The organism is Paenibacillus sp. PvR098, assembly GCF_017833255.1.
Lineage (GTDB): Bacteria > Bacillota > Bacilli > Paenibacillales > NBRC-103111 > Paenibacillus_G.
The window spans coordinates 1281844-1303154 of record NZ_JAFIBU010000001.1 but is presented as its reverse complement, the minus strand read 5'-3'; the positions used below and the strand labels follow the sequence as shown (position 1 = coordinate 1303154).

Annotated in this window: 25 protein-coding genes, 2 pseudogenes and 1 riboswitch; of the genes and pseudogenes, 24 read left to right on the top strand and 3 right to left on the bottom strand. The window is 47.2% G+C overall.

Going from position 1 to position 21311, the window contains the following annotated elements:
* Window positions 1-23 precede the first annotated feature (23 nt).
* From JOE45_RS06465 to JOE45_RS06410, 12 genes and pseudogenes are all read left to right on the top strand, one after another.
* Window positions 24-1781 (top strand): spore germination protein, encoded by a 1758-nt coding sequence (locus JOE45_RS06465; protein WP_245246714.1) that lies wholly within the window; start codon window positions 24-26, stop codon window positions 1779-1781.
* A gap of 124 nt (window positions 1782-1905) precedes the next feature.
* Window positions 1906-3237, top strand: a complete 1332-nt coding sequence (gene lysA, locus JOE45_RS06460; RefSeq protein ID WP_210020978.1) for a diaminopimelate decarboxylase — start codon at window positions 1906-1908, stop codon at window positions 3235-3237.
* Window positions 3238-3407: 170 nt separating this feature from the next.
* The gene (locus JOE45_RS06455) at window positions 3408-3839 is read left to right on the top strand and encodes a peptidylprolyl isomerase (RefSeq protein ID WP_210020979.1); all 432 of its coding nucleotides are present in this window, start codon (window positions 3408-3410) and stop codon (window positions 3837-3839) included.
* A 67-nt stretch (window positions 3840-3906) separates the two neighbouring features.
* A riboswitch (FMN riboswitch) is annotated at window positions 3907-4085 on the top strand.
* 271 nt (window positions 4086-4356) lie between these two features.
* On the top strand, window positions 4357-5499 hold the full coding sequence (gene ribD / locus JOE45_RS06450) for a bifunctional diaminohydroxyphosphoribosylaminopyrimidine deaminase/5-amino-6-(5-phosphoribosylamino)uracil reductase RibD (protein ID WP_210023389.1): 1143 nt from the start codon (window positions 4357-4359) through the stop codon (window positions 5497-5499).
* A gap of 3 nt (window positions 5500-5502) precedes the next feature.
* Entirely contained in the window at window positions 5503-6168 is a 666-nt protein-coding gene (gene ribE / locus JOE45_RS06445; RefSeq protein WP_210020980.1) for a riboflavin synthase, read from the top strand.
* 44 nt (window positions 6169-6212) lie between these two features.
* Complete coding sequence (locus JOE45_RS06440) at window positions 6213-7433, top strand: bifunctional 3,4-dihydroxy-2-butanone-4-phosphate synthase/GTP cyclohydrolase II (RefSeq protein WP_210020981.1); 1221 nt, start codon at window positions 6213-6215, stop codon at window positions 7431-7433.
* A gap of 29 nt (window positions 7434-7462) precedes the next feature.
* Window positions 7463-7933 (top strand): 6,7-dimethyl-8-ribityllumazine synthase, encoded by a 471-nt coding sequence (gene ribH, locus JOE45_RS06435; protein WP_210020982.1) that lies wholly within the window; start codon window positions 7463-7465, stop codon window positions 7931-7933.
* Window positions 7934-7970: 37 nt separating this feature from the next.
* Window positions 7971-8756, top strand: coding sequence for a segregation and condensation protein A (locus JOE45_RS06430; RefSeq protein WP_210020983.1), 786 nt, complete (start codon window positions 7971-7973; stop codon window positions 8754-8756).
* Window positions 8725-9339 (top strand): SMC-Scp complex subunit ScpB, encoded by a 615-nt coding sequence (scpB, locus tag JOE45_RS06425; protein WP_210020984.1) that lies wholly within the window; start codon window positions 8725-8727, stop codon window positions 9337-9339. The genes JOE45_RS06430 and scpB overlap by 32 nt, the downstream gene beginning before the upstream one ends.
* A gap of 126 nt (window positions 9340-9465) precedes the next feature.
* Window positions 9466-10158 (top strand): DUF2953 domain-containing protein, encoded by a 693-nt coding sequence (locus JOE45_RS06420; protein ID WP_210020985.1) that lies wholly within the window; start codon window positions 9466-9468, stop codon window positions 10156-10158.
* A 77-nt stretch (window positions 10159-10235) separates the two neighbouring features.
* A pseudogene (locus JOE45_RS06415) lies at window positions 10236-10343 on the top strand (sporulation protein YtfJ); the annotation flags it as partial.
* Between the two features lie 135 nt (window positions 10344-10478).
* A pseudogene (locus tag JOE45_RS06410) lies at window positions 10479-11839 on the top strand (IS3 family transposase).
* Window positions 11840-11905: 66 nt separating this feature from the next.
* Here JOE45_RS06410 and JOE45_RS06405 read toward each other — a convergent pair.
* Window positions 11906-12262 (bottom strand): hypothetical protein, encoded by a 357-nt coding sequence (locus tag JOE45_RS06405; RefSeq protein WP_210020986.1) that lies wholly within the window; start codon window positions 12260-12262, stop codon window positions 11906-11908.
* Between the two features lie 299 nt (window positions 12263-12561).
* Between JOE45_RS06405 and JOE45_RS23450 the strand changes: the two genes are divergently transcribed.
* Together JOE45_RS23450 and JOE45_RS23445 are read left to right on the top strand one after the other, a co-directional pair.
* Window positions 12562-12855: an SIR2 family protein gene (locus tag JOE45_RS23450; protein ID WP_245246704.1), complete on the top strand. Its 294-nt coding sequence runs from the start codon at window positions 12562-12564 to the stop codon at window positions 12853-12855.
* Window positions 12856-13044: 189 nt separating this feature from the next.
* Window positions 13045-13920 (top strand): SIR2 family protein, encoded by an 876-nt coding sequence (locus tag JOE45_RS23445; RefSeq protein WP_348632587.1) that lies wholly within the window; start codon window positions 13045-13047, stop codon window positions 13918-13920.
* Between the two features lie 49 nt (window positions 13921-13969).
* On the opposite strand, the gene JOE45_RS06395 is transcribed toward JOE45_RS23445, so the two are convergent.
* Window positions 13970-14185, bottom strand: coding sequence for a helix-turn-helix domain-containing protein (locus tag JOE45_RS06395; protein ID WP_210020987.1), 216 nt, complete (start codon window positions 14183-14185; stop codon window positions 13970-13972).
* A 128-nt stretch (window positions 14186-14313) separates the two neighbouring features.
* Between JOE45_RS06395 and JOE45_RS06390 the strand changes: the two genes are divergently transcribed.
* The 4 genes from JOE45_RS06390 to JOE45_RS06375 all read left to right on the top strand — a co-directional run bounded on the left by JOE45_RS06390 (window position 14314) and on the right by JOE45_RS06375 (window position 16913).
* The gene (locus JOE45_RS06390; RefSeq protein ID WP_210020988.1) at window positions 14314-14520 is read left to right on the top strand and encodes a hypothetical protein; all 207 of its coding nucleotides are present in this window, start codon (window positions 14314-14316) and stop codon (window positions 14518-14520) included.
* A gap of 177 nt (window positions 14521-14697) precedes the next feature.
* The gene (gene ytfJ / locus JOE45_RS06385) at window positions 14698-15192 is read left to right on the top strand and encodes a GerW family sporulation protein (protein WP_210020989.1); all 495 of its coding nucleotides are present in this window, start codon (window positions 14698-14700) and stop codon (window positions 15190-15192) included.
* A 172-nt stretch (window positions 15193-15364) separates the two neighbouring features.
* Window positions 15365-15817: a DUF441 domain-containing protein gene (locus tag JOE45_RS06380; RefSeq protein WP_210020990.1), complete on the top strand. Its 453-nt coding sequence runs from the start codon at window positions 15365-15367 to the stop codon at window positions 15815-15817.
* 163 nt (window positions 15818-15980) lie between these two features.
* Entirely contained in the window at window positions 15981-16913 is a 933-nt protein-coding gene (locus JOE45_RS06375; RefSeq protein ID WP_210020991.1) for a manganese-dependent inorganic pyrophosphatase, read from the top strand.
* A gap of 59 nt (window positions 16914-16972) precedes the next feature.
* Here the strand turns inward: JOE45_RS06375 and JOE45_RS06370 are convergent, their stop codons facing one another.
* Entirely contained in the window at window positions 16973-17146 is a 174-nt protein-coding gene (locus JOE45_RS06370) for a hypothetical protein (RefSeq protein WP_210020992.1), read from the bottom strand.
* Window positions 17147-17248: 102 nt separating this feature from the next.
* Between JOE45_RS06370 and JOE45_RS06365 the strand changes: the two genes are divergently transcribed.
* The 6 genes from JOE45_RS06365 (at window position 17249) to JOE45_RS06340 (ending at window position 21292) form a co-directional block, all read left to right on the top strand.
* Window positions 17249-17539, top strand: coding sequence for a DUF6509 family protein (locus tag JOE45_RS06365; RefSeq protein WP_210020993.1), 291 nt, complete (start codon window positions 17249-17251; stop codon window positions 17537-17539).
* Between the two features lie 214 nt (window positions 17540-17753).
* On the top strand, window positions 17754-18926 hold the full coding sequence (locus JOE45_RS06360; RefSeq protein ID WP_210020994.1) for a D-alanyl-D-alanine carboxypeptidase family protein: 1173 nt from the start codon (window positions 17754-17756) through the stop codon (window positions 18924-18926).
* A gap of 24 nt (window positions 18927-18950) precedes the next feature.
* Complete coding sequence (locus tag JOE45_RS06355; RefSeq protein WP_210020995.1) at window positions 18951-19550, top strand: nucleoside recognition domain-containing protein; 600 nt, start codon at window positions 18951-18953, stop codon at window positions 19548-19550.
* Between the two features lie 6 nt (window positions 19551-19556).
* Window positions 19557-20090, top strand: coding sequence for a spore maturation protein (locus JOE45_RS06350; RefSeq protein WP_210020996.1), 534 nt, complete (start codon window positions 19557-19559; stop codon window positions 20088-20090).
* Window positions 20091-20169: 79 nt separating this feature from the next.
* The gene (locus JOE45_RS06345; RefSeq protein WP_210020997.1) at window positions 20170-20511 is read left to right on the top strand and encodes a hypothetical protein; all 342 of its coding nucleotides are present in this window, start codon (window positions 20170-20172) and stop codon (window positions 20509-20511) included.
* A gap of 19 nt (window positions 20512-20530) precedes the next feature.
* Complete coding sequence (locus JOE45_RS06340) at window positions 20531-21292, top strand: pseudouridine synthase (protein ID WP_210020998.1); 762 nt, start codon at window positions 20531-20533, stop codon at window positions 21290-21292.
* The last annotated feature ends 19 nt before the right edge of the window (window positions 21293-21311 follow it).

The window sequence follows — 21311 nt, the reverse complement described above, 5'->3', positions numbered from 1 at the left end:
CAATACTCGGGAGGGTGGATGGTATGAAGTCGTATAAAAAAGCGAAGCTCTTGAAAGGCCGAGGGGCTCCGACCAATGAAGGGGAAGACAAGCAGATCGGTAAAATAGAGACAAGGCTGGCGATTGACCGGGATGGAAACATTATCGAAAGCCAGGGGACAGAGACGGAGTCGACGATGGTGTCCAAGGAATCTCAAGGTCAATCCGGAGATGAATCTAAGGGGCCAAGCTCCTTTCAAAAAGAATGGACGCTAACCGCTGAAGAGCATGAGCTGATGAAGGATACGTCCATATCCGAAGATTTTAAGCGGCTGAAAAGGCAGCTGGAGGAACAAGTCGGATTGAATAAAAGCTTCGATGTGGTGTTCCGGGAAATGATGTTCGGCGGTCAAAATACAGGTATATTTTATTATAACGGCTTTGCCAAGGATACGGTATTGACAGATATTTTGGTCCGCTTATCCTATGCGGATCAAACGTATAGAGGGGGCCGTCATGAAGCTGGTAATAGGGATCAGGACAGAGATAATCTTGACGTAATTTCGTTATTCGATCAAGCCCTGATCCCACATATTCAAGTGATAAAGACCAACAGTCTAAAAGAAGCCATCGATAATGTGGCGATGGGAGGAACGGCCTTTTTCTTCGAGGGCCAAAAGGAAGCGGTGCTGGTTGATGCTAAAAGCTTCCCCGTCCGCTCCACGGAGGAGCCCGATTTGGAGCGGGTGGTGCGCGGATCGCGGGACGGATTTGTAGAAACGCTGCTGACCAACGTAACGTTGGTTCGCCGCAGAATCCGGGACCCCAGGTTGAAGCTGGAGATTATGCAGGCCGGCAAACGTACTCAGACGGATATTTGTATTGGATATATTCAGGATATTTGCGATAAAAATTTGGTGGAAGCGGTGCGCGACAAAATTAAACAGGTCGATGTGGACGGCATGCCGTTGGCGGAAAAGCAGCTGGAAGAGGCTATCATCGGTAAAGGCTGGAACCCCTACCCGATGGTTCGCTTCTCAGAACGCCCGGATGTTGTTTCAGCGCATTTACTGGAAGGACACCTGATCTTGTTTGTTGATACTTCTCCTTCGGTGATGATCCTGCCGACCACCTTTTTCCACCATGTTCAGCATGCGGAAGAGTACCGCCAAACTCCATTTGTCGGCTCTTACCTGCGGTGGGTTCGGTTTATTGGAATCGCGGCCTCGCTCTTTCTACTGCCGCTCTGGATGCTTATCGTCACCTCTCCTGAATTGAAGCCGGCGGGGCTGGAGTTTATTGGACCGCAGGAGCCGGGGAGAATTCCTCTGCTTGGCCAGTTTCTTATCGCCGAGCTCGGACTCGATTTGATGCGTATGGCAGCCGTCCATACCCCAACCCCGCTGGCTACTGCGATGGGCTTGGTTGCGGCGATTCTAATCGGGGACGTGGCGGTGAAGACCGGATTGTTCGTCAATGAGGTGATTTTGTATCTTGCGGTGGCGGCTGTGGGCACCTTCGCCACACCAAGCTATGAGCTTAGTCTGGCGAACCGTTTGGCCCGGCTTGGGCTTCTTCTTGCAGCGGCGATCTTCAAGGTGCCCGGTCTTATCATAGGCTCTACCTTACTCGTGCTTATGCTCGCGCTCCAGAGGTCTTACAACACGCCGTATTTATGGCCGTTTATTCCGTTCAACGCCAAAGCGATGGCTGACATTATGGTAAGACGTCCGTTCATGTCCATGAAAACGCGTCTAAGTATCACCAAACCGACGGATAGTACGAGGCAGCCCCAGCCTTAAGGATGTGCCGGTGACAACCTTAAGGTATTTCGTTTCATAGGAAAGCTTTTGCTTGTTGTCAGTCCGAGTCCATCTGTGTTACTTTAGAGGTAATGTCTTGTAAGGGAAGAGGGAGTAACACACGATGTATCTACACGGCACAAGTAAAATTAATGATAACGGACACCTTGAAATCGGTGGCTGCGATACAGTAGAACTGGCAAAGAAATTCGGTACGCCGCTTTATGTCATGGATGAAGCGCTGATCCGGCAGCGCTGCCGCGAATTTGTGGAGGCTTTTCGCGAATCGGGGCTTCGGTTCCAGGTGGCTTACGCCAGCAAAGCGTTCAGCATAATGGCTATGTGCCGTATCGTGGAAGAGGAAGGCATGTCGCTGGACGTCGTATCCGACGGTGAGCTGTATACCGCGCTGCAGGCAGGGTTCCCCGCTGAACGGATTCATTTCCACGGTAACAATAAGACTCCATTTGAACTAGAAATGGCCGTGGATGCGAGGATCGGCTGCTTCGTGGTTGATAACTTCGTGGAGCTGCACATGCTGAGCGCGATTGCTGAAGAGAAAAAACAAAACGTCAACATTCTGCTGCGCATTACTCCGGGAGTCGATGCGCATACGCATGAGTATATATCAACCGGGCAAACGGATTCCAAGTTTGGCTTCGATTTGGAGAATGGCTCTGCACTGCAGGCCGTTAAGGAAGCGACGGAGCTGTCTCATGTGACACTGCTCGGCGTGCATTCCCATATCGGTTCACAAATCTTCGAAGTGGGCGGATTCCGGATGGCGGTAGACAAAGTAACGGACTTTGCCCTGAAAGTGCGTCAAGAACTTGATGTTACATTCAGCGTCATCAATCTGGGCGGGGGCTTCGGCATCCGTTATGTGGACGGCGATACGCCTTTGCCTGTAGCGGAATATATCAAAGCGATCACCGATGCGGTTCGCAGCAATTTCGGGCGTCACGAATATCCGCTTCCGGAAATTTGGACGGAGCCTGGCCGCAGTATCGTGGGCGATGCGGGAACGACTTTGTATACTGTTGGTACGTACAAGGATATCCCCGGCGTTCGCAAATATGTGGCCGTAGACGGCGGCATGACCGATAATCCGCGGCCTGCTCTGTACGAAGCGCTTTATGAAGCCATGCTCGCCAATCGCGCTCAAGCTGCGAATGAGGAAATGGTCTCGATTGCAGGCAAATGCTGTGAAAGCGGAGATATGTTGATCTGGGATGTAAACCTGCCTAAGGTGCAGACAGGGGATTTGCTTGCAGTCGGCTGCACCGGCGCATACAATTACGCGATGGCTAGCAACTATAACCGCATTCGTCGCCCGGCGGTAGTTTTCGTGAAGGACGGAAAAGCCGACGTTGTGGTGAAGCGTGAGACGTTCGACTATCTTCTCGGTAATGACGTTGTGCCTGAACGAATGAAGCAGGCAACGAAAACAAGATGATCAAGGACGCTCGGCTGATGGCTGAGCGTTTTTTACGTTTTTTAGACGGTGCAATTCTAACTATTTGTGCAGAAGTGATTTTCATAGTAAAATAGTTGGGGACGAGCTGGGATACTTGCATAAGCAAAATTCCGGTTACATAAACGAAGAAAATAAGGAGTGTATATACTATGGCAAAGCAAGCAACGATCAAAATGGAAGACGGCAACGAAATCGTGTTGGATCTCTTCGACAAGGACGCTCCGAATACAGTAGCTAACTTCGAGAAGCTGGCCAGCTCCGGTTTCTATAACGGCGTTGTGTTTCACCGCGTGATTCCTGGCTTCGTAGCGCAGGGAGGTTGCCCTCAAGGAACAGGAACCGGCGGTCCTGGCTACACAATCAACTGCGAGATTAACCCGAACAAGCACGAGCGCGGTACGTTGGCGATGGCGCATGCAGGCCGTAACACCGGCGGCAGCCAGTTCTATATTTGCTATCAGCCGCAGCCGCATTTGGACGGCCAGCATACGGTTTTCGGCAAAGTCGTAAAAGGTATGGAGCATGTTGATGCTTTGAAAGGCCGCGAAAAAATGGCGTCCGTTCAAGTCACTGAAGCGTAATATATCAGGACTAGTATAGACAAAGCGTTCTCCAAGCGTTATACTTGGTTTTAAATAATAGCATAGCTTGAACCTTCGGGGCAGGGTGAAATTCCCAACCGGCGGTGATGTCAAGCGGCGTAAGCTGCTTGACTCAGTCCGTGACCCGTGCAGCAGCAAAGCGCCTTCCCTAGGTGAGCAGCCACTGCCGGTGGACTCGGTGTAATTCCGAGACCGACAGTACAGTCTGGATGGGAGAAGGGGAAAGCGTGACAAGATCCTAGTCTTGTTTTTGCGTATGTGCGTGTTTTCACAAGTGGAGCTGCGCGTCCGTCTGTTTGTTATACCTGGCAAGCAGTGTCGATTTGTCATGGTGTATATCAGTCTTAGCGAATCTGTTTCTTGTGCATTTCCGTTGCATTCCCATAAGTAATATCCCATGCCCCTTTTTGTTTTGCGAAAAGAGGCTTTTTTGCGTTGGTCGCGCAAATTTGTCTGGCAAATCATTATCAACGAGATTGGGGAGCGGTTCATGACGATGCCCTTGGGCGATATCAACGATGAGTTTTACATGCGGCTTGCCTTGCAGCTGGGCGCCTCCGCCTCCGGGCAAACGGGAATCAACCCGGTTGTCGGCTGTGTGCTTGTGAAGAACGGCCGAGTGATCGGGATGGGCGCGCATTTGAAGCGTGGTGAGGCGCATGCCGAAGTCCATGCGCTGCAGATGGCCGGAAGCGAAGCGGAGGGCAGTACGGCATATGTGACGCTGGAGCCGTGCAGCCATCATGGGAAGACGCCGCCGTGCAGCGACCGCCTCATCCGTGAAGGCGTGAAGCGGGTCGTTGTTGCGGCGAAGGACCCCAACCCGCTTGTGGCGGGAAGCGGCATTGCCAGGCTGCGTGCCAGCGGTATTGAGGTGACAGTGGGCGTGCTGGAGCACGAGTCCATAGAGCTTAACGAGGCGTTCAACAAGTTCATCGTCACACGCCGCCCTTTTGTCACCGTGAAAAGCGCCAGCACGCTGGACGGTAAAATCGCCGCCAAGACAGGAGACAGCAAGTGGATTACCAGCGGGGACTCCCGCTCGTACGTCCACACGCTGCGCCATCGTCATCAGGCAATTATGGTCGGCATCGGCACCGTACTGGCCGATGATCCGGCTTTGACGACCCGGCTCCCGGTGCCGGGTCTGAATCCCCTCCGCGTCGTCGTAGACTCGACGCTGCGAATCCCGCACGGCGCACGGCTCGTGCGGGACGGGGAGACGCCCACGGTCGTGCTGACGACCGACCGGGCGCCGCAGGCGCGCCGCCGCGAGCTCGAAGCGCTCGGCGTCGAGGTCATCGACTGCGGCCCGGGGCCGGCAGTCGACCTCCACGCCGCCATGGAGCGGCTCGGCGAACGCGACATCGGCTCGCTGCTCGTTGAAGGCGGCGGCCGGCTGAGCGGCGCGCTGCTGGAGGCGCGCCTTGTGGATAAATTGGTGCTCTTCTTTGCACCAAAGATCATCGGCGGGGGACCCGCAGCTCCCGGCAATTTTGATTTTTCCGGCTTTGAGACGATGCGGGAGGCCATTAGGCTGGACCGTCTTCAAGTCGAGCGGTTTGAGAGCGACATCTGCATTACCGGCTATCCCGGGTATGAAACAGATAGTGAAAACGATAGTGAAAGCGGGGTGTAACGGATGTTTACAGGCATCATAGAAGAAATCGGAACGCTGAGGCGTATAGCAAAGCAAGGGCAGGCGATGGTGCTGACGATCGGGGCCAAACGGATTCTCACCGACGTAAATCTCGGCGATAGTATTTCAGTCAACGGGGTATGCCTCACGGTCGTTAGTTACGACGAGTCGAGCTTTACTGTAGATGTGATGCCCGAAACGTTCCGTCGGACCAACCTGTCCCGGCTTTCGACCGGCGCGCCGGTCAATCTGGAACGGGCGATGCCGGCCAACGGCCGCTTCGGCGGCCATATTGTCCAAGGTCACGTGGATACGACCGGTGTGATCTCAGGCCGGACTCCGGAAGAGAACGCCGTCGTCTTTCGCTTGGAGCCGCGTGATTCGGGCATTCTAAAGTATATTATTCCTCACGGCTCTATCACGATTGACGGGATTAGCCTGACGGTCGTTGAGGCGACGGAGAATTCGTTTACCGTTTCGATCATACCGCACACGCTCGCCGAGACTGTGCTTCAGTACAAGAAGCAAGGGGATGAAGTCAATCTCGAAGGAGACGTACTAGGCAAATACATGGAGAGGCTTATGACATTTCGAGGTGGCGACGGCGTGGGGACCTCACAGAAGACGAAGCTCACCGAAGCTTTTCTCTCCGATCATGGATTCATGTGAGGTGCGCTTCATCTGCTGAATCGAAATTAAAAGGAGTGAGAGAGATGGCGGACACAATCCAGTTTCATACGATCGAAGAAGCGATTTATGATCTGATGCTCGGCAAGGTCATCATCGTGGTGGATGATGAGGACCGTGAGAATGAAGGCGACTTCGTGGCTCTTGCCGAGAAGACAACGCCTGAAGTCATCAACTTTATGATTAAAGAAGGCCGCGGGCTTGTTTGCGTACCGATTACCGAAGAACGGGCTCAGGAGCTCGATTTGCCGCCAATGGTTACGCGGAATACGGATTACCACGGCACCGCGTTCACGGTTTCCGTCGACCACGTCGAAACGACGACAGGCATCTCGGCTTCGGAGCGCTCGCGGACCGTGATGTCGCTTATCGACGAACAGACCAAGCCGCACAGCTTTCGTCGGCCGGGTCACATTTTTCCGTTAGTTGCCAAGAAGGGCGGCGTGCTGCGCCGTGCCGGTCATACGGAGGCATCGGTAGATCTTGCTCGCATGTGCGGTTCCTATCCGGCTGCCGTCATCTGCGAGGTCATTAAAGAAGACGGTGAGATGGCGCGGGTTCCTGATCTTATGGAAATCAGCCGAAAGCATGATCTCAAAATCATCACCATTCAAGATTTGATCAAGTACCGCAATCATAAGGAAAAGCTGGTTCAGCGTGAAGTAGAGGTCAAAATGCCGACCGATTTCGGAAGCTTTACGGCGATCGCCTATACCAATGTCGTGGATCTGAAGGAGCATGTCGCCTTGGTCAAAGGCAAGATTGACAGCGACAGCCCGACCTTGGTGCGTGTTCATTCCGAATGCTTGACCGGCGATGTGTTTCACTCCCACCGCTGCGATTGCGGACCGCAGCTTGCTGCGGCCCTGAAGCAAATTGACGAAGCGGGCGCCGGGGTACTCCTCTATATGCGTCAAGAAGGACGCGGGATTGGTCTGATTAATAAGCTGAAGGCCTACAAGCTGCAGGAGCAAGGGCTTGATACGGTGGACGCGAACTTGAAGCTGGGCTTCGCGCCGGATTTGCGGGACTACGGCATCGGGGCGCAAATCCTGAAGGATCTTGGTGTACGCCAAATCCGACTGCTCACGAACAACCCCCGCAAAATTCGCGGCTTGGAAGGCTATGGCCTGGAAGTGATTGAGCGTGTACCTATTCAAATGGAAGAAAATGAAGACAACACGAATTATCTTCACACAAAACAGGCCAAACTTGGCCACCTGCTCGATTTTAGCGCAAAAAAATAATTTTGAATATGAAGGGAAGTTAGAGAGATATGGCGAAAATGTACGAAGGACACTTGGTGTCGCAAGGTTTAAAATACGGTATTGTGGTGGGCCGATTCAATGAATTTATCACAGGCAAGCTGCTGGGCGGCGCTCTTGACGCATTGAAGCGTCATGGCGTACAAGAAGACGAAATCGAAATCGCTTGGGTTCCAGGGGCGTTTGAAATTCCGTTAATTGCACAAAAAATGGCTGAAAGCGGAAGTTACGATGCTGTGATTACGCTTGGTGCCGTTATTCGCGGATCAACTCCTCATTTTGATTTCGTGTGCAACGAGGCCGCCAAAGGTGTCGCAGCTATCGCACTGAAAACCGGTGTGCCAACGATCTTCGGTGTTCTGACGACGGATTCGATTGAGCAGGCCGTGGAGCGCGCTGGTACGAAAGCGGGCAACAAAGGCTGGGAAGCTGCCACTGGCGCAATCGAAATGGCTAATTTGGTCAAACAATTCTCCAAATAAATGATTAGGGCATGACCTAAGGGGGAACGATCGGAAAGTGAAAGTCACGGTAAAACTGGAAACCTTTGAGGGCCCCCTTGATTTGCTGCTTCATCTGATTGATAAAGCGGAGGTCGATATTTACGACATTCCGATCAAAGATATTACGGATCAATACATGGAATATTTGGACGCCATGCAGGAGCTTGAGCTCGAGCTGACGAGTGAATTCCTAGTCATGGCGGCCACTTTGTTGTCGATAAAAAGCAAAATGCTGCTGCCTAAACCTCCCATTCTCGATCTGGATTTTGACGATTACATGATGGATGAGGATTACGATCCACGGTCCGAGCTTGTTGCCAAGCTGATCGAATACCGCAAATATAAAGCCATTGCTGATCATTTGCGGGATAAAGAAGTGGAGCGAAGCCTCATTTATACGCGGGAGCCCGAGGATTTAACTCCGTATGTCCCTGTAGTCATGGGAAATCCGGTCAAGGGGCTTCATGTTGCGGATCTGGTTCTTGCGTTCCGGAAAGCGCTGCGTCGGATGCAGAGCCGCAACGCCATCGCCAAAATCCGTAAGGATGAAATCTCCGTCAAAGATCGGATGGTTGAGGTAATCGAAACGCTGGAGAAGCAGGGGGGCAAGGTCCTTTTCTCCAAGCTTTTGCAGGTGGATGCGACAAAAGATGCCGTAGTAGTGACGTTTCTGGCATTGCTTGAGCTGATGAAGGTCAAACGGATTGTTTGCTTTCAACACAAGCTTTTCGACGATATTGTAATACAGGCAAGAGAGGATGAAACGGCGAATGGATTTAGGACAGATGAAATCAGTTATTGAAGGCTTGCTGTTTGTGGCGGGGGATGAAGGGCTTGATGCCAAACAGCTGTCTGAGGTGCTGGAACAGGACGCCGCTTTTGTCCGTGAATTGATTTTGGATTTGCAGTCAGACTTGAAACGGCAGGGCCGAGGTCTTCAAATCGTTGAACTTGCAGGCACGTACCAGCTGGCAACGCTCCCTGAACACGCACTTTACTTTGAGCGTCTGGCCTACTCACCTTCCCGCTCGTCCTTGTCGCAAGCAGCACTAGAAACCCTAGCGATTGTCGCTTATAGGCAGCCGATCACCCGTATCGATATCGAGGAAATTCGCGGGGTGAAGTCGGATCGGGCGCTCCAAACGCTGGTTGCTAAAGACTTGATTCATGAAGTGGACCGCGCGGATGCACCGGGCAGGCCCATATTGTATGGCACAACTAAATCGTTTCTCGACTATTTCGGGCTGGCCACAATTGCCGATCTCCCGGAAACCACAATGTTTGAGAATGACGATAATTTGGAAGAAGAAACGCGGCTTCTGTTTGAGAAGCTGGACGGTAAGCAAGTGACCATGGACGAGATTGATGATACGGATCATGCGTAACATGCATGTTTCGGCAAAGCAGGGCTATACTAACTCCTGAGGAGAAGAAGCGGCAAGCTTCTTGCGATCTAGGGGTTTTTTATGTTTTCGGGACGATGGTCCGCCTGCAGGAAGGGGTTGCTTGATATGGTTTGGGCTTGGGCCGCCGGGATGATTGGTGTGCTGATCATGATCTTGGCGCTGAGCCGGGTTCGGATTCGGATAACGCTGACCCATCAAGGGGATAATGATGAAATTTTATTCAATTTCCGTGCGCTGCTCGGTCTGTTGAATGTGAACTACAATATCCCCATGCTTCATTTCAAAAATTGGGCGGAAGGTTTAGAGCTGAAGATGGAGCAGGTGAATGCGAAAGCCCATCATTTGATAAAAGATCAAAAGAAGCAGATAAATGTGGAGAAAATTAAGGAAGCATACGAAAATATACAAATCTTGCTTAAGAATTGTTTTCATTTTCACGAATGGCTGTTAGGAACCGTACGCCGAATCCACTGCACTCAGCTGAATTGGAAGACTTCGGTCGGTATCGGGGATGCCCCTGAGACGGCCTTCCTTGTGGGAGCTCTCTGGGGAATCAAAACATCAATCATAGGATTCCTTTCCCGGTATATCCGTTTAGACATTCAGCCTCATCTTCAGGTCATGCCGGCTTTCAATCAAAAGCTGCTCTTGATTGAAGGGGTTTGCACACTGCAAATACGACTGTGCCATATAATCAGCGCTGTCTTTAGATTGCTGCTTCGTATTCTCAAAGTCAAAGGCGGGCTGCGTGCTTGGAGAAGCGTGCTGCTGCCTTCGGAAACCGCTGAATCTACATAATCATACGGCTTAAAGGACACCATATAGATGTTTAAGTTAATGTGGTTGAACCTTACTTTTTAAGGAGGAAGTTCTTGATGACCGAACATCCAATACAAGGTCTAATGAAAGTCGCGATGGAAAATATCAAGGAAATGGTAGATGTCAATACGATTGTGGGTGATCCTGTTGAAACCCCCGATGGGTGTGAAGTCCATAAATGAGCCAGAAAAGCTGTGCTAAACCCTTCAATGTATAAAAACTTACATAAAAAAGGAGTGGCAATTTGAACTGCACCCCAATTGTTAGACACACATCTAACAATTGGAGGTGCTTTTCTTTTGGCTAAATTTACAGCAGCAGAAAAAATAAAAGCGGTCAAACGATATTTAGAAGGACATACAGGTTATCAAACAATCGCACAGGAAATCGGTGTACATGTTAGTAAACTACAGTATTGGGTGAAAAAGTATCAATATCATGGAGAAGGGGCCTTTATAAAAACCTATACAAAATACACTGCCCAATATAAACTAGACGTAATTAACTATATGAACGAACACGGGACGTCCATTATTGAAACGGCAGCGAGATTTAACTTGTCTTCCGAATCGATTCTTTGGAATTGACAAAATACCTTAGACACACTAGGCTGGGCGGCCCTGGAATCAAAGAAAAAGGGGCGGCCAACGATGAAAAAAGATAGTCAGAAACCAACAAACAAAACTGCACCAGCAGAAGGTTCAGCAGAGGCTTTGCAAGCAGAATTAGAGCGTTTACGTATGGAGAATGCTTATTTAAAAAAGTTGAATGCCTTAGTTCAAAGCAAGGAAAAATCACCAAACAAGACAAAGCGCAAGTAGTCTTTGAATTAAGGCATGAATTTCCGGTGAAATCAGTACTCAAGCTAGCAGGGATTCCACGTAGTACATATTATTACTGGGTGAAAAACTTTGGGAAATCGGATCAAGATGTCGAGTTAAAAAAACAGATCCAATCCATCTTTGACGAACATGAAGGGCGTTATGGTTATCGTCGTATTCGGGATGAATTGGTGAACCGTAGTTATATAGTGAATCATAAAAAAGTACAGCGAATCATGAAAGAATTGAGCTTGAAGTGCGTTGTCCGTATGAAAAAATATCGTTCTTACAAAGGGACAATAGGTAAGATTGCCCCCAATCTCTTAGACCGTCAATTTACAGCGGAAAAACCAAATAAGAAGTGGGTAACGGACATCACAGAGTTCAAATTATTTGGCGAAAAACTTTACCTGTCACCTGTTTTAGACTTATTTAACGGAGAAATTATTGCGTATACAATCGCTTCAAGACCAACCTATTCCCTCGTCTCGAAGATGCTGGAGAAGGCATTTGAACGACTGTCAGAGAACGATGAACTCCTCCTGCATTCCGATCAAGGCTGGCATTATCAGATGAAGCAATATCGTCAAGCCTTACAAGAATGGGGGATCACGCAAAGTATGTCCCGTAAAGGCAATTGTTACGACAATGAGGTAATTGAGAATTTCTTTGGTATATTAAAATCCGAATTCCTCTATCTAAAGGAATTTGAAAGTGTGGAACACTTTAAACAAGAATTAGCGAAATATATCGATAACTACAACCACAAACGAATGAAGGCAAAATTAAAAGGCATGAGTCCAGTTCAATACCGTACTCATGCCTTACAAGCTGCCTAATAACATAACCTTGTCTAACTTTTTGGGGTCACTTCAAATTGCCACTCCTTTCAACTTAGCCCCAAATTATTTTAATAGTTCGTCAACCTTAGACTTATATGTATTAAATTTACTTTGACTCTCCTTGACTTTTTTCTGATCTTGCGTAACAGCATTTAAACTAAATGCCATTGTTGCAAAAAAAGCTTCTTGTAGATTCTCAAAAACCTCTTTCTGTTTGCCAGAGGACTTCCCGTATTTAGCTTCGTAAGCACTCCATTTATTCCTTATGGCATCGTCATTGGAAAGTCTGCCACTACTTCCGAATTGTTTCTCACACATCCCTAGAATTTCATATGTATCATCAATAAACCCTTTATCAATTCCACAACCCACCAACAATAATGTAATCCCTAAGACCATAGCCATAACAGCTTTCTTCATTCGATATCCCATCCTTAATGTTATTCTTGTTGTCATCTTGATGACCTACCCTATGTAAATTAACCAAATTATAGTATATAAAATTTAATAAAAAACATCTATGGTATTTATTTGGAAAAAAGAGCATGACATAAAGTCATACTCTAGTTATCTTTCCAGCGAAGCGATGTGCCAATTCCTCTTGGTTAAGTGATCTTTCCTTTCGTATACACATCAAAGCTACGCTAAACCCCTAATATACTTTCAATAATTACCAATTAGATATATAATAAAAATTATTGCGGTGAGGGGGGAATAACTTGTCTTACGAACAATATCAAGCTGAAGTTTGTGAAGATATAAAGACATGTCTTCAGGATATGGGATGTCAACCAATCCTTTTTATTGGGTCTGGTATTTCTAAGAGATACTTTGGTGCCCCTAACTGGGAGCAACTTTTAAGATATCTTGCAAACATTTGTCCTGAAATTCAACATGAGTTCGTATATTACAAACAAAAATATCGTGACCCAATTGAAATTGGCCAAATTTTCACGGAAAGTTTTCGGGAAGGAATGGGCTTGGGGCGCTGGAAGGGTTCAGTTTCCTCCTGAACTTTTCAGGGAGGAATTACCTCCTGATATTTACATAAAATTCAAAATAATGGAATATTTCGATTTGATAACACCTAAGTCAATAAATGAAATTAAGGATGAGCAACACCTACTGGAAATACAGGCGTTATTAGATATTTATCCTCATGCCATCATAACAACAAACTATGAACGCTTTATTGAAGTTATATTTCCAGATTATACCTCTATATTGGGCAACAAATCTTAAGAGCAAGTCATGCAAGTATTGGAGAAATATTCAAGGTACACGGTTGTACCTCCAAACTTGAATCACTTGTCTTTAACTCTGATGACTACAAAGATTTTGGTATTAAGAAAAAGTATCTTAGTGCCAAATTACTTACCTATTTCGCAGAACACCCGTTACTTTTTGTAGGTTATAGTGCAGAAGATCCTAATATTAAAGCCATATTGTCGGATATAGACGAGATAATTTCTAGTGAAAATGAGCTAATACCTAACATTTACATTTTAGAGTGGGATGAGAATGCAGAAGCACGAAAAGCACCCCCACGGGAGAAATTAATTTCGATTAGCCCGCACAGAAGTGTTAGGATTAAAAGTATAACGGCAAGTCATTTTGAATGGGTTTTCAAAGCTTTTGGTACAGAAAGTACCGTACAAAGAATAAATCCTAAAATTCTTCGTTCTCTCATGGCTCGTACTTATGATTTGGTTAGGGTAGATATTCCTAAAAGGACTATCGAGGTTGATTTTCAAGTTTTACAAAGAGCAACTAGCGATGAAGGCGAACTAGCAAAGTTGTATGGAATTACCACCTTGTCTAATCCAACTGCTTTAAATGCAGGTTATCCTTATTCACTAACTCATGTCGGACAAGAGTTGGGTTATCCTAGTTGGCACAAGGCTCATTTCCTTATTGAAAAAGTAAGGCTTGAAACTGGTATTGACATAAAGAGTTCAGATAACCAGTATCACATTCGAGTTAAGATTGGGAACTCCACTTTTGGTAAATATTCAGATGCTGCTGTGGAACTACTTAAACAGGTGCGTGATGGAATACCATATGAGGTTTCAATATAAAGATAAAAAAACGCTCATTTAGGAGCGTTTTTTCTATTTTCTTATTTGATTATTCTTCTAATTTTTCGAGAAATTCAGAGGGCTTTATATTTAAAGATTTTGCTATGGAAAATATTGTGGATAAGGAAGGTTGTCTTTTTCCTCTTTCAAGCATAGAAATATATGTTCTATCTAATCCTGATTCAAATGCTAATTGTTCTTGAGAAAGATTTTTTTTCTGTCTGTATTCCTTTAATAATTTTCCGTAAGCCTCTTCAAGTTTCAATAGGGACAACTCCTTCTTGAAACCAATCATCTAATCAACGAAAAACCATTTCAACGGACTATAGTCTACAGGAGAAAATAATGATATAATTAAATAACAAATATTTACTTATATATCAGAGGTGGTACATGGACTTAAATGAGAATTGGGTTCTTGAATCCAAGGATGTTGAAAATGATATTACTGTATTGAGAAGCAGTGATGGTGGAGAATTAATTATTAAAGGTACACCATCTCCAGAGAGATGCAAGGAATTCATAAAACACATACTTGCTTCTAAAAGAAAAGGAATAAAAAGTAGGGAAATGTTAAAACATAAGTCAAGAGATTGTTGAAATACTTCATTGTATTACTATTGAAAAATGACTAAAATATATTAGAAATTAATAGATTAGTAAATATACTATAAGAAATTTTTTGGAATAGTGAATACATACATAATTTTTCATCTTAATGGAAATGATAAGAAAGCCATATAAATCAAGCATTTCGTACATGAGGAGGAGTTATAATTGAGTGAACATCCGATACAGGGTTTAATGAAAGTAGCAATGGAAAATATCAAGGAAATGGTAGATGTAAATACTATAGTTGGTGATCCAGTAGAGACCCCCGATGGGAGCGTTATTATGCCGATCAGTAAAGTGGGCTTTGGCTTTGCGGCAGGCGGCAGTGAATTTGTCACCGAGGAATCGAATGGCGGAACCGGCCGCAGCGATGCGATGAATGCCAAGGTATCACTGCCGTTTGGCGGAGGCAGCGGAGGCGGGGTATCAATTACGCCAATCGCATTCTTGGTCGTTGGCAAGAGTGGCGTCAAGATTGTGCCGCTCGATAACCAAACTCATCTGCTGGAACGCTTGATCGACTCTGCTCCTCAAGTAGTGGATCGGATTCAATCCATGATGAAGACGGGTGGGAAAGCAGGAGCGTCCACAGCAATGGGGGAAAACTCGGGCACATCTTCGATTACCAACAATATCGAAAATCAGAACTTCATTGTGTAATATGCCATAAAGAGAGTCGAAAAAATGGTTAGTTTTATAAATTGAAGCTGCTCCCGCTTTCGGAGCAGCTTTATATATTTTCGCAACTGTATTTGCTCTTTGCCGAAGTTTTCACTATATTAACTTAGGGTCGCTTACAATCAACTTTAGTGAATAGGAGAGATACCTATATATGAATCCGTTTGATATGCAGTCGTTGATCCTGCTTATTTTTGCAGCACTTGGCATCATCAGCAGCAATATCCCCATTACCGTAGCCATGGTGATTCTGCTTCTTCTGAGAGTTCTCAACATGCATCAGGTGTTTCCCTTATTGGAAAAACACGGACTGACGTTGGGTATCATCATATTGACTGTCGGTATCATGACGCCGATTGCCAGCGGGAAATTGACGCTCCAAGACTTGGGGCATTCTTTTCTTCATTGGAAGACGCTTCTTGCCGTGGGTGTGGGAGTTCTGGTTGCTTATTTGGGCGGTCGAGGGGCAACCCTCATGTTAAATCAGCCCACGATTACAACGGGACTTTTAATAGGGACAATCTTGGGGGTAGCCTTATTCAAGGGGGTTCCCGTCGGCCCCTTGATCGCTGCAGGAATACTTTCTCTAGTCATTGGCCGAATGTAATTCATCATTAGAATGAGTGTACATCCTTTCCGTATTGCATGTTTGAAGTATTCCTATTAAAATAATAGGAATTAGAATGATATTATGATATAATCTTGATTGTGAATAACGTTCTAAGGTATACTTTTCTCGCTAATAAAAAAAAGAATAAGGGAGTAAGATCATGGAAAAAGTACTTATCTTCGGGCATAAAAATCCAGATACGGATTCCATTTGTTCTGCGCTTGCGTATGCTGATTTGAAAACCAAATTGGGTCAGAATGTTGAAGCTGTCCGTTTGGGCGAGGTTAATGGGGAAACGCAATTTGCATTGAACCAATTCAACGTTGAGGCGCCACGTCTTGTTGAAACCGTAGCAAATGAAGCAAAAAGCGTTATTTTGGTCGATCACAATGAACGTCAACAAAGCGCGACGGACATTGATCAAGTTCGTGTAGCAGAGGTTATTGACCATCACCGTATCGCGAATTTTGAAACCAGCGGTCCTCTGTATTACCGTGCTGAACCGGTTGGCTGCACAGCTACCATTCTCAAAAAAATGTATAAAGAAAATGGGATCTCCATTGATAAACATATTGCCGGTTTGATGTTATCCGCTATTATTTCGGATTCTCTTCTATTCAAATCGCCGACTTGCACGGAAGAAGATGTAGCTGCGGCTCGCGAGTTAGCCGAAATCGCCGGCGTCAATGCCGAAAGCTACGGTTTGGAAATGCTGAAGGCTGGAGCTGATTTGAGCGACAAAACGATCAGCCAGCTGATCTCCCTGGACTCTAAGGAATTCCAAATGGGCGGCTCCAAGGTTGAAATCGCTCAAGTGAACGCAGTAGATACGAACGATGTTCTTGCGCGCCAACCGGAGCTCGAAGCTGCTCTTTCGAACATCATTTCGGAAAAGGGCTTAGACTTGTTCGTTCTCGTTGTAACGGATATTTTAAATAACGATTCCATTGCCTTGGCTCTCGGCCAGAAAACGGATGCTGTTGAGCAAGCTTACAATGTGAAGCTGGTGGATAATAAAGCCGTTCTTAAAGGCGTTGTTTCGCGTAAATCACAAATTGTACCGGTGTTGACTGATATTTTTAACAAACAATAAACGATAACGATTGAATCATGAAGGCTGCCGGCAATTGTGCCCGGCAGCCTTTTGTTCGACTATTGAAGCCGATAATCATCAATTTTGGCCCCGTCCTCCCATACTTCAACAAATAAGGCGTCGCACTCTTCAAAATCAGATGTGGTTAAGGATAAAACTTTTTCTTCGTCGTTGCTTACGAATACATTATCCATTTGGTCTTCCCACAGCGAAATCACAACATAGATTTTCATTACACAACCCTCCTACAAGAACTTTGCTTCGATGAATTATATCATATCTTTCCACAGATAATGATGTATAATAAAGGTTACAGCTTTTGAAAGGATGATAACATGTTCACCATTACTGGTCATAGTGTGGAATTGATCAAAGACCCCTTTGGCATCTTGTCCGGAGAGCGGTATGAGTTTTCGCTTGATATTGAGGTTCCTGAGGATGATGAGCTATACTCGGAGAACGGCTTATATGTAAGGGTCATATATAGTGTGCAAGAAAGCGGGACAAGTATAGTGAAGTACGATATTTTTGAGAAAACGACTCAACAATATCTGGAATTTGATCTGGAAGAGGATGAAGAGAAAGTAGTAGATGCGTATTGCCAAGAGCATCTGCCCTCAAGATAATAAATAAGTTTTGTTCCAAGGATGAGTAAATCTCGCAGAGAGATCTACTTATCCTTTTTATTTTGCAGCGCGCCGATTCCACAAGCAGCTAGATTCGGTCAAGCCATACATAACCTTGTCCTGCAAGCATATACATGTACAAGATGAGAAGGAACTTGCTTGCCGTAGAGTGGAGAAGTTCCATTTCCAAAGGATGGCTTGTGGGAGGATAACGATGAGAAAAGGATGTCTGCTGCTACTCGCTTTATTGCTCGTTTGGACGGGAACCCTGCTGCCTTCTGGAGTCCAGGCGGCGCCTGGTGTTTCTACAAGCGCGGAAGGCGCCGCGCTCATTGATGTCGCTTCAGGGCGGCTTCTGTACAGCGTGAAAGGGGATAAACGAATGCGGATCGCAAGCCTAACCAAGATTATGACCGCGATTGTGGCGATCGAGCATGGCAAGCTGACGGATATGGCGAAGGTAAGCAAGAATGCGTTCGGCACGGAAGGGTCTTCCATTTATTTAAAGCTGGATGAAGAAATGAATCTAAAAGATCTCCTGTATGGTTTGATGCTCCGATCCGGCAACGACGCTGCGATGACGATCGCCGAGCACGTCGGAGGCAGCGTGGAAGGATTCGCCTATTTGATGAACCAAAAGGCACAGATGCTGGGAATGACGGACTCCAGCTTCAAGAATCCTTCCGGGCTGGATGCGGACGGGCATTACTCTACAGCGAACGATATGGCCAAGCTGACCGCTTACGCACTTAAAAACCCCGTGTTTCAGGAAGTTGTCAAAACCAAAGTGAAGAAAGTGCCCAATCCCCATGAATCCTGGGATTATTCATGGGTCAACAAGAACAAGATGCTGTCGCTTTATGATGGCGCAGATGGGGTCAAAACCGGATATACCAAGCTCGCCAAACGGTGTCTCGTCTCCTCCGCTACGAGAGACGGGCAGCAGCTCGCTGTAGTGACGCTGAATGACCCAAACGATTGGATCGACCACGCCAGGCTGCTGGATTATGGCTTCAAGCATTATCCTCTTGTATCGCTGATCCATTCAGGTGATGCTGTTTTAGGTACGGACTTTGCTGCCGGAGGATCGTTTAGCTATCCTGCGGAAGAAGCAGAACGTGGAAAGTTTTCACGGCAAATGATCATGAACGATGCCTCATCAACGGCATACAGGCTTGGTGAAGCGGGTCGTTTGCAGTTCCAGCTGGACGGCAAGCCGATCGGTTCCGTTCCGCTTTACGCGAAGGACAGCCCAAGGCTCCAGCTGAGTGACCGTTCTTCCTTTTCCTTCACGGAAACGGAAGTCTTGAATGGAGCCCGCACGGGAGAATGGCTCTATATTCTTCAAGCATTGACTCGTGTGCTCTTTACCGGTCAAGCGGACTAAACGGGGAAGGAGGCTTGACGTTTCATGGTGAATTACATCTGGTTGTTTTTTATGGTCGCCGGGTTTATCGTCGCTGCTTTTCAAGGCAGAATCGATCTGGTGACGGAAGCCGTATTTGATGGCGCCAAGAGTGGTGTTACCGTCTGCTTCGGACTTATCAGCATCATGGTATTTTGGCTTGGTATGATGCGAATCGCAGAGGATGCAGGGCTTCTTCAGAAGATGGCCCGCCTATTAAGTCCGATCGTTCGCTCCTTATTCCCAGGCGTCCCTAGGAATCACCCGGCGCTTGGGTATATTATGTCTAACATGAGCGCGAACATCTTCGGCTTAGGCAATGCCGCTACTCCGATGGGCATCAAGGCGATGCAGGAGCTGCAGAAGTTGAATTCGCATAAAGATATCGCGAGTCCGGCCATGTGCACGCTGCTTGCGCTCAATACCGCAAGTATCACTCTGATTCCTACGACGTTGATCGCGATCCGCATGAGCTACAACTCGGCTCATCCTGCGGAAATCGTTGGGACAACTCTTCTGGCAACCTTCGTCTCCACCATGGCTGCAATCTTGGTGGACCGATGGTATCGGCGCAGGAGCACGCCGCTCGGACCAGGGAAAGGATGATGGCAAGTGTATGATTTGGTCAACCTGATCTCCTCATGGGCCATCCCGGTTATCATTGTTTTCATACCGCTCTACGCAGCTTACCGTAAAGTGCCCGTCTATGAATCTTTCGTAGACGGAGCCAAGGACGGATTTGACACGGCCATCCGCATCATCCCTCATCTGGTCGGGATGATGGTCGCCATCAGCGTGTTTCGCGCGTCCGGAGCCTTGGATCTGTTTATCGGAGTGCTAAAGCCGATTTGTGAGGCCATTGGACTGCCGACGGAGGTGGTCCCTCTCGCTTTTCTCCGGCCGATCACCGGCGCTGGGTCACTCGCCTTCACCACCGATCTGATCTCGCAGTTCGGTCCCGATTCGATGGTTGGACGTATTGCATCTACCATTCAGGGCAGCACCGATACCACGCTTTATGTGATAACGGTTTATTTTGGAGCGATCGGTATCCGCAAGGCCAGCTACGCCTTGAAGGTAGGTCTGATCTCCGATGCTATCGGTTTTATTGCATCCGTCGTCATTTGCTATCTTGTATTCGTTTGATTGAATCAAGCTTCGAAAAGCACCCCCTCCAAGCTCCGCACATATACTGTAAGCAGTCAACCCAGAAGAGGTGAGCTGTGTGCAGTTTTACGGAATTGTCATTCATCATTCCGTCTGTCCCACCATTAACGGAAAAGGGTATGATTTTTTTATCGCCAGGAACGGCGTCATCATCCCTTCTTCCGAACAAACCGACCCTCTGTATCTCCACATTTGCATCGAAGGCGATTATTCTGTACACCGAGCATCCTACAGCAAGGAAGAAAAAGAACAATTATTTTTACTTAACAAATTGATTCTAAAGCTCTCCGATATGTACAAATTTCACCCATCCGACATATTTCCCCATACGATTTTGTGCCCGGGCCGTTTTTTCCCATGGTCTCAACTTGTGATTTTGCCTGAGGATAGGTATCATTAGCTTGAGGTGAATCGACAAGATGGAACGTTTGCAAAAAGTATTGGCCGAAGCGGGTGTGGCCTCCCGTCGTAAGTGTGAAGAATTGATTACCGCAGGGCGTGTGGAAGTCAATGATCAAGTAGTAACTACCCTGGGCGTTAAGGTGGATCCGTCCCAGGATTTCATTAAAGTGGACGGGCGTCCAATCCGGCGCCAGGCCAAAGTGTATGTGATTTTCAACAAGCCGAAGGGTGTCATTACCAGTGCGCAGGACCCGGAAGGCCGCAAAACGGTTACAGAATTTTTCAAAAATATCAAAGAGCGCATTTATCCGATCGGACGGCTCGATTATGATACCGAAGGGCTGCTCCTGCTGACCAATGATGGCGATTTTGCTCATCTGCTCACGCATCCGAAACACCATGTGCCTCGTACCTATCTGGCTTCGGTCAAGGGGGTTCCTCACGGCAGCCAATTGGACAAGCTGAGAGGCGGCATTGAGCTGGACGATGGCATGACCTCACCAGCTGAAGTGGAATATCAGGACGTGGATACGGACAAAAAGGAAGCGGTCGTTAAAATTACCATTTATGAGGGACGTAACCGGCAGGTGCGGCGTATGTTCGACGCCATTCATCATCCGGTCGTGAAGCTGAAGCGGGTTCAGTTCGGCCCGCTTCAGCTTTCCGGTCTGCCCAGAGGCAAATACCGTCATCTGACCCTGCAGGAAGTGGAAGAGCTGAGGCAGGAAGCGCTGTCGGCAGGAGAAGGCAAGACACATAAAATTCAAAAAGGTGAATAATCGTTTATGACATTATTCG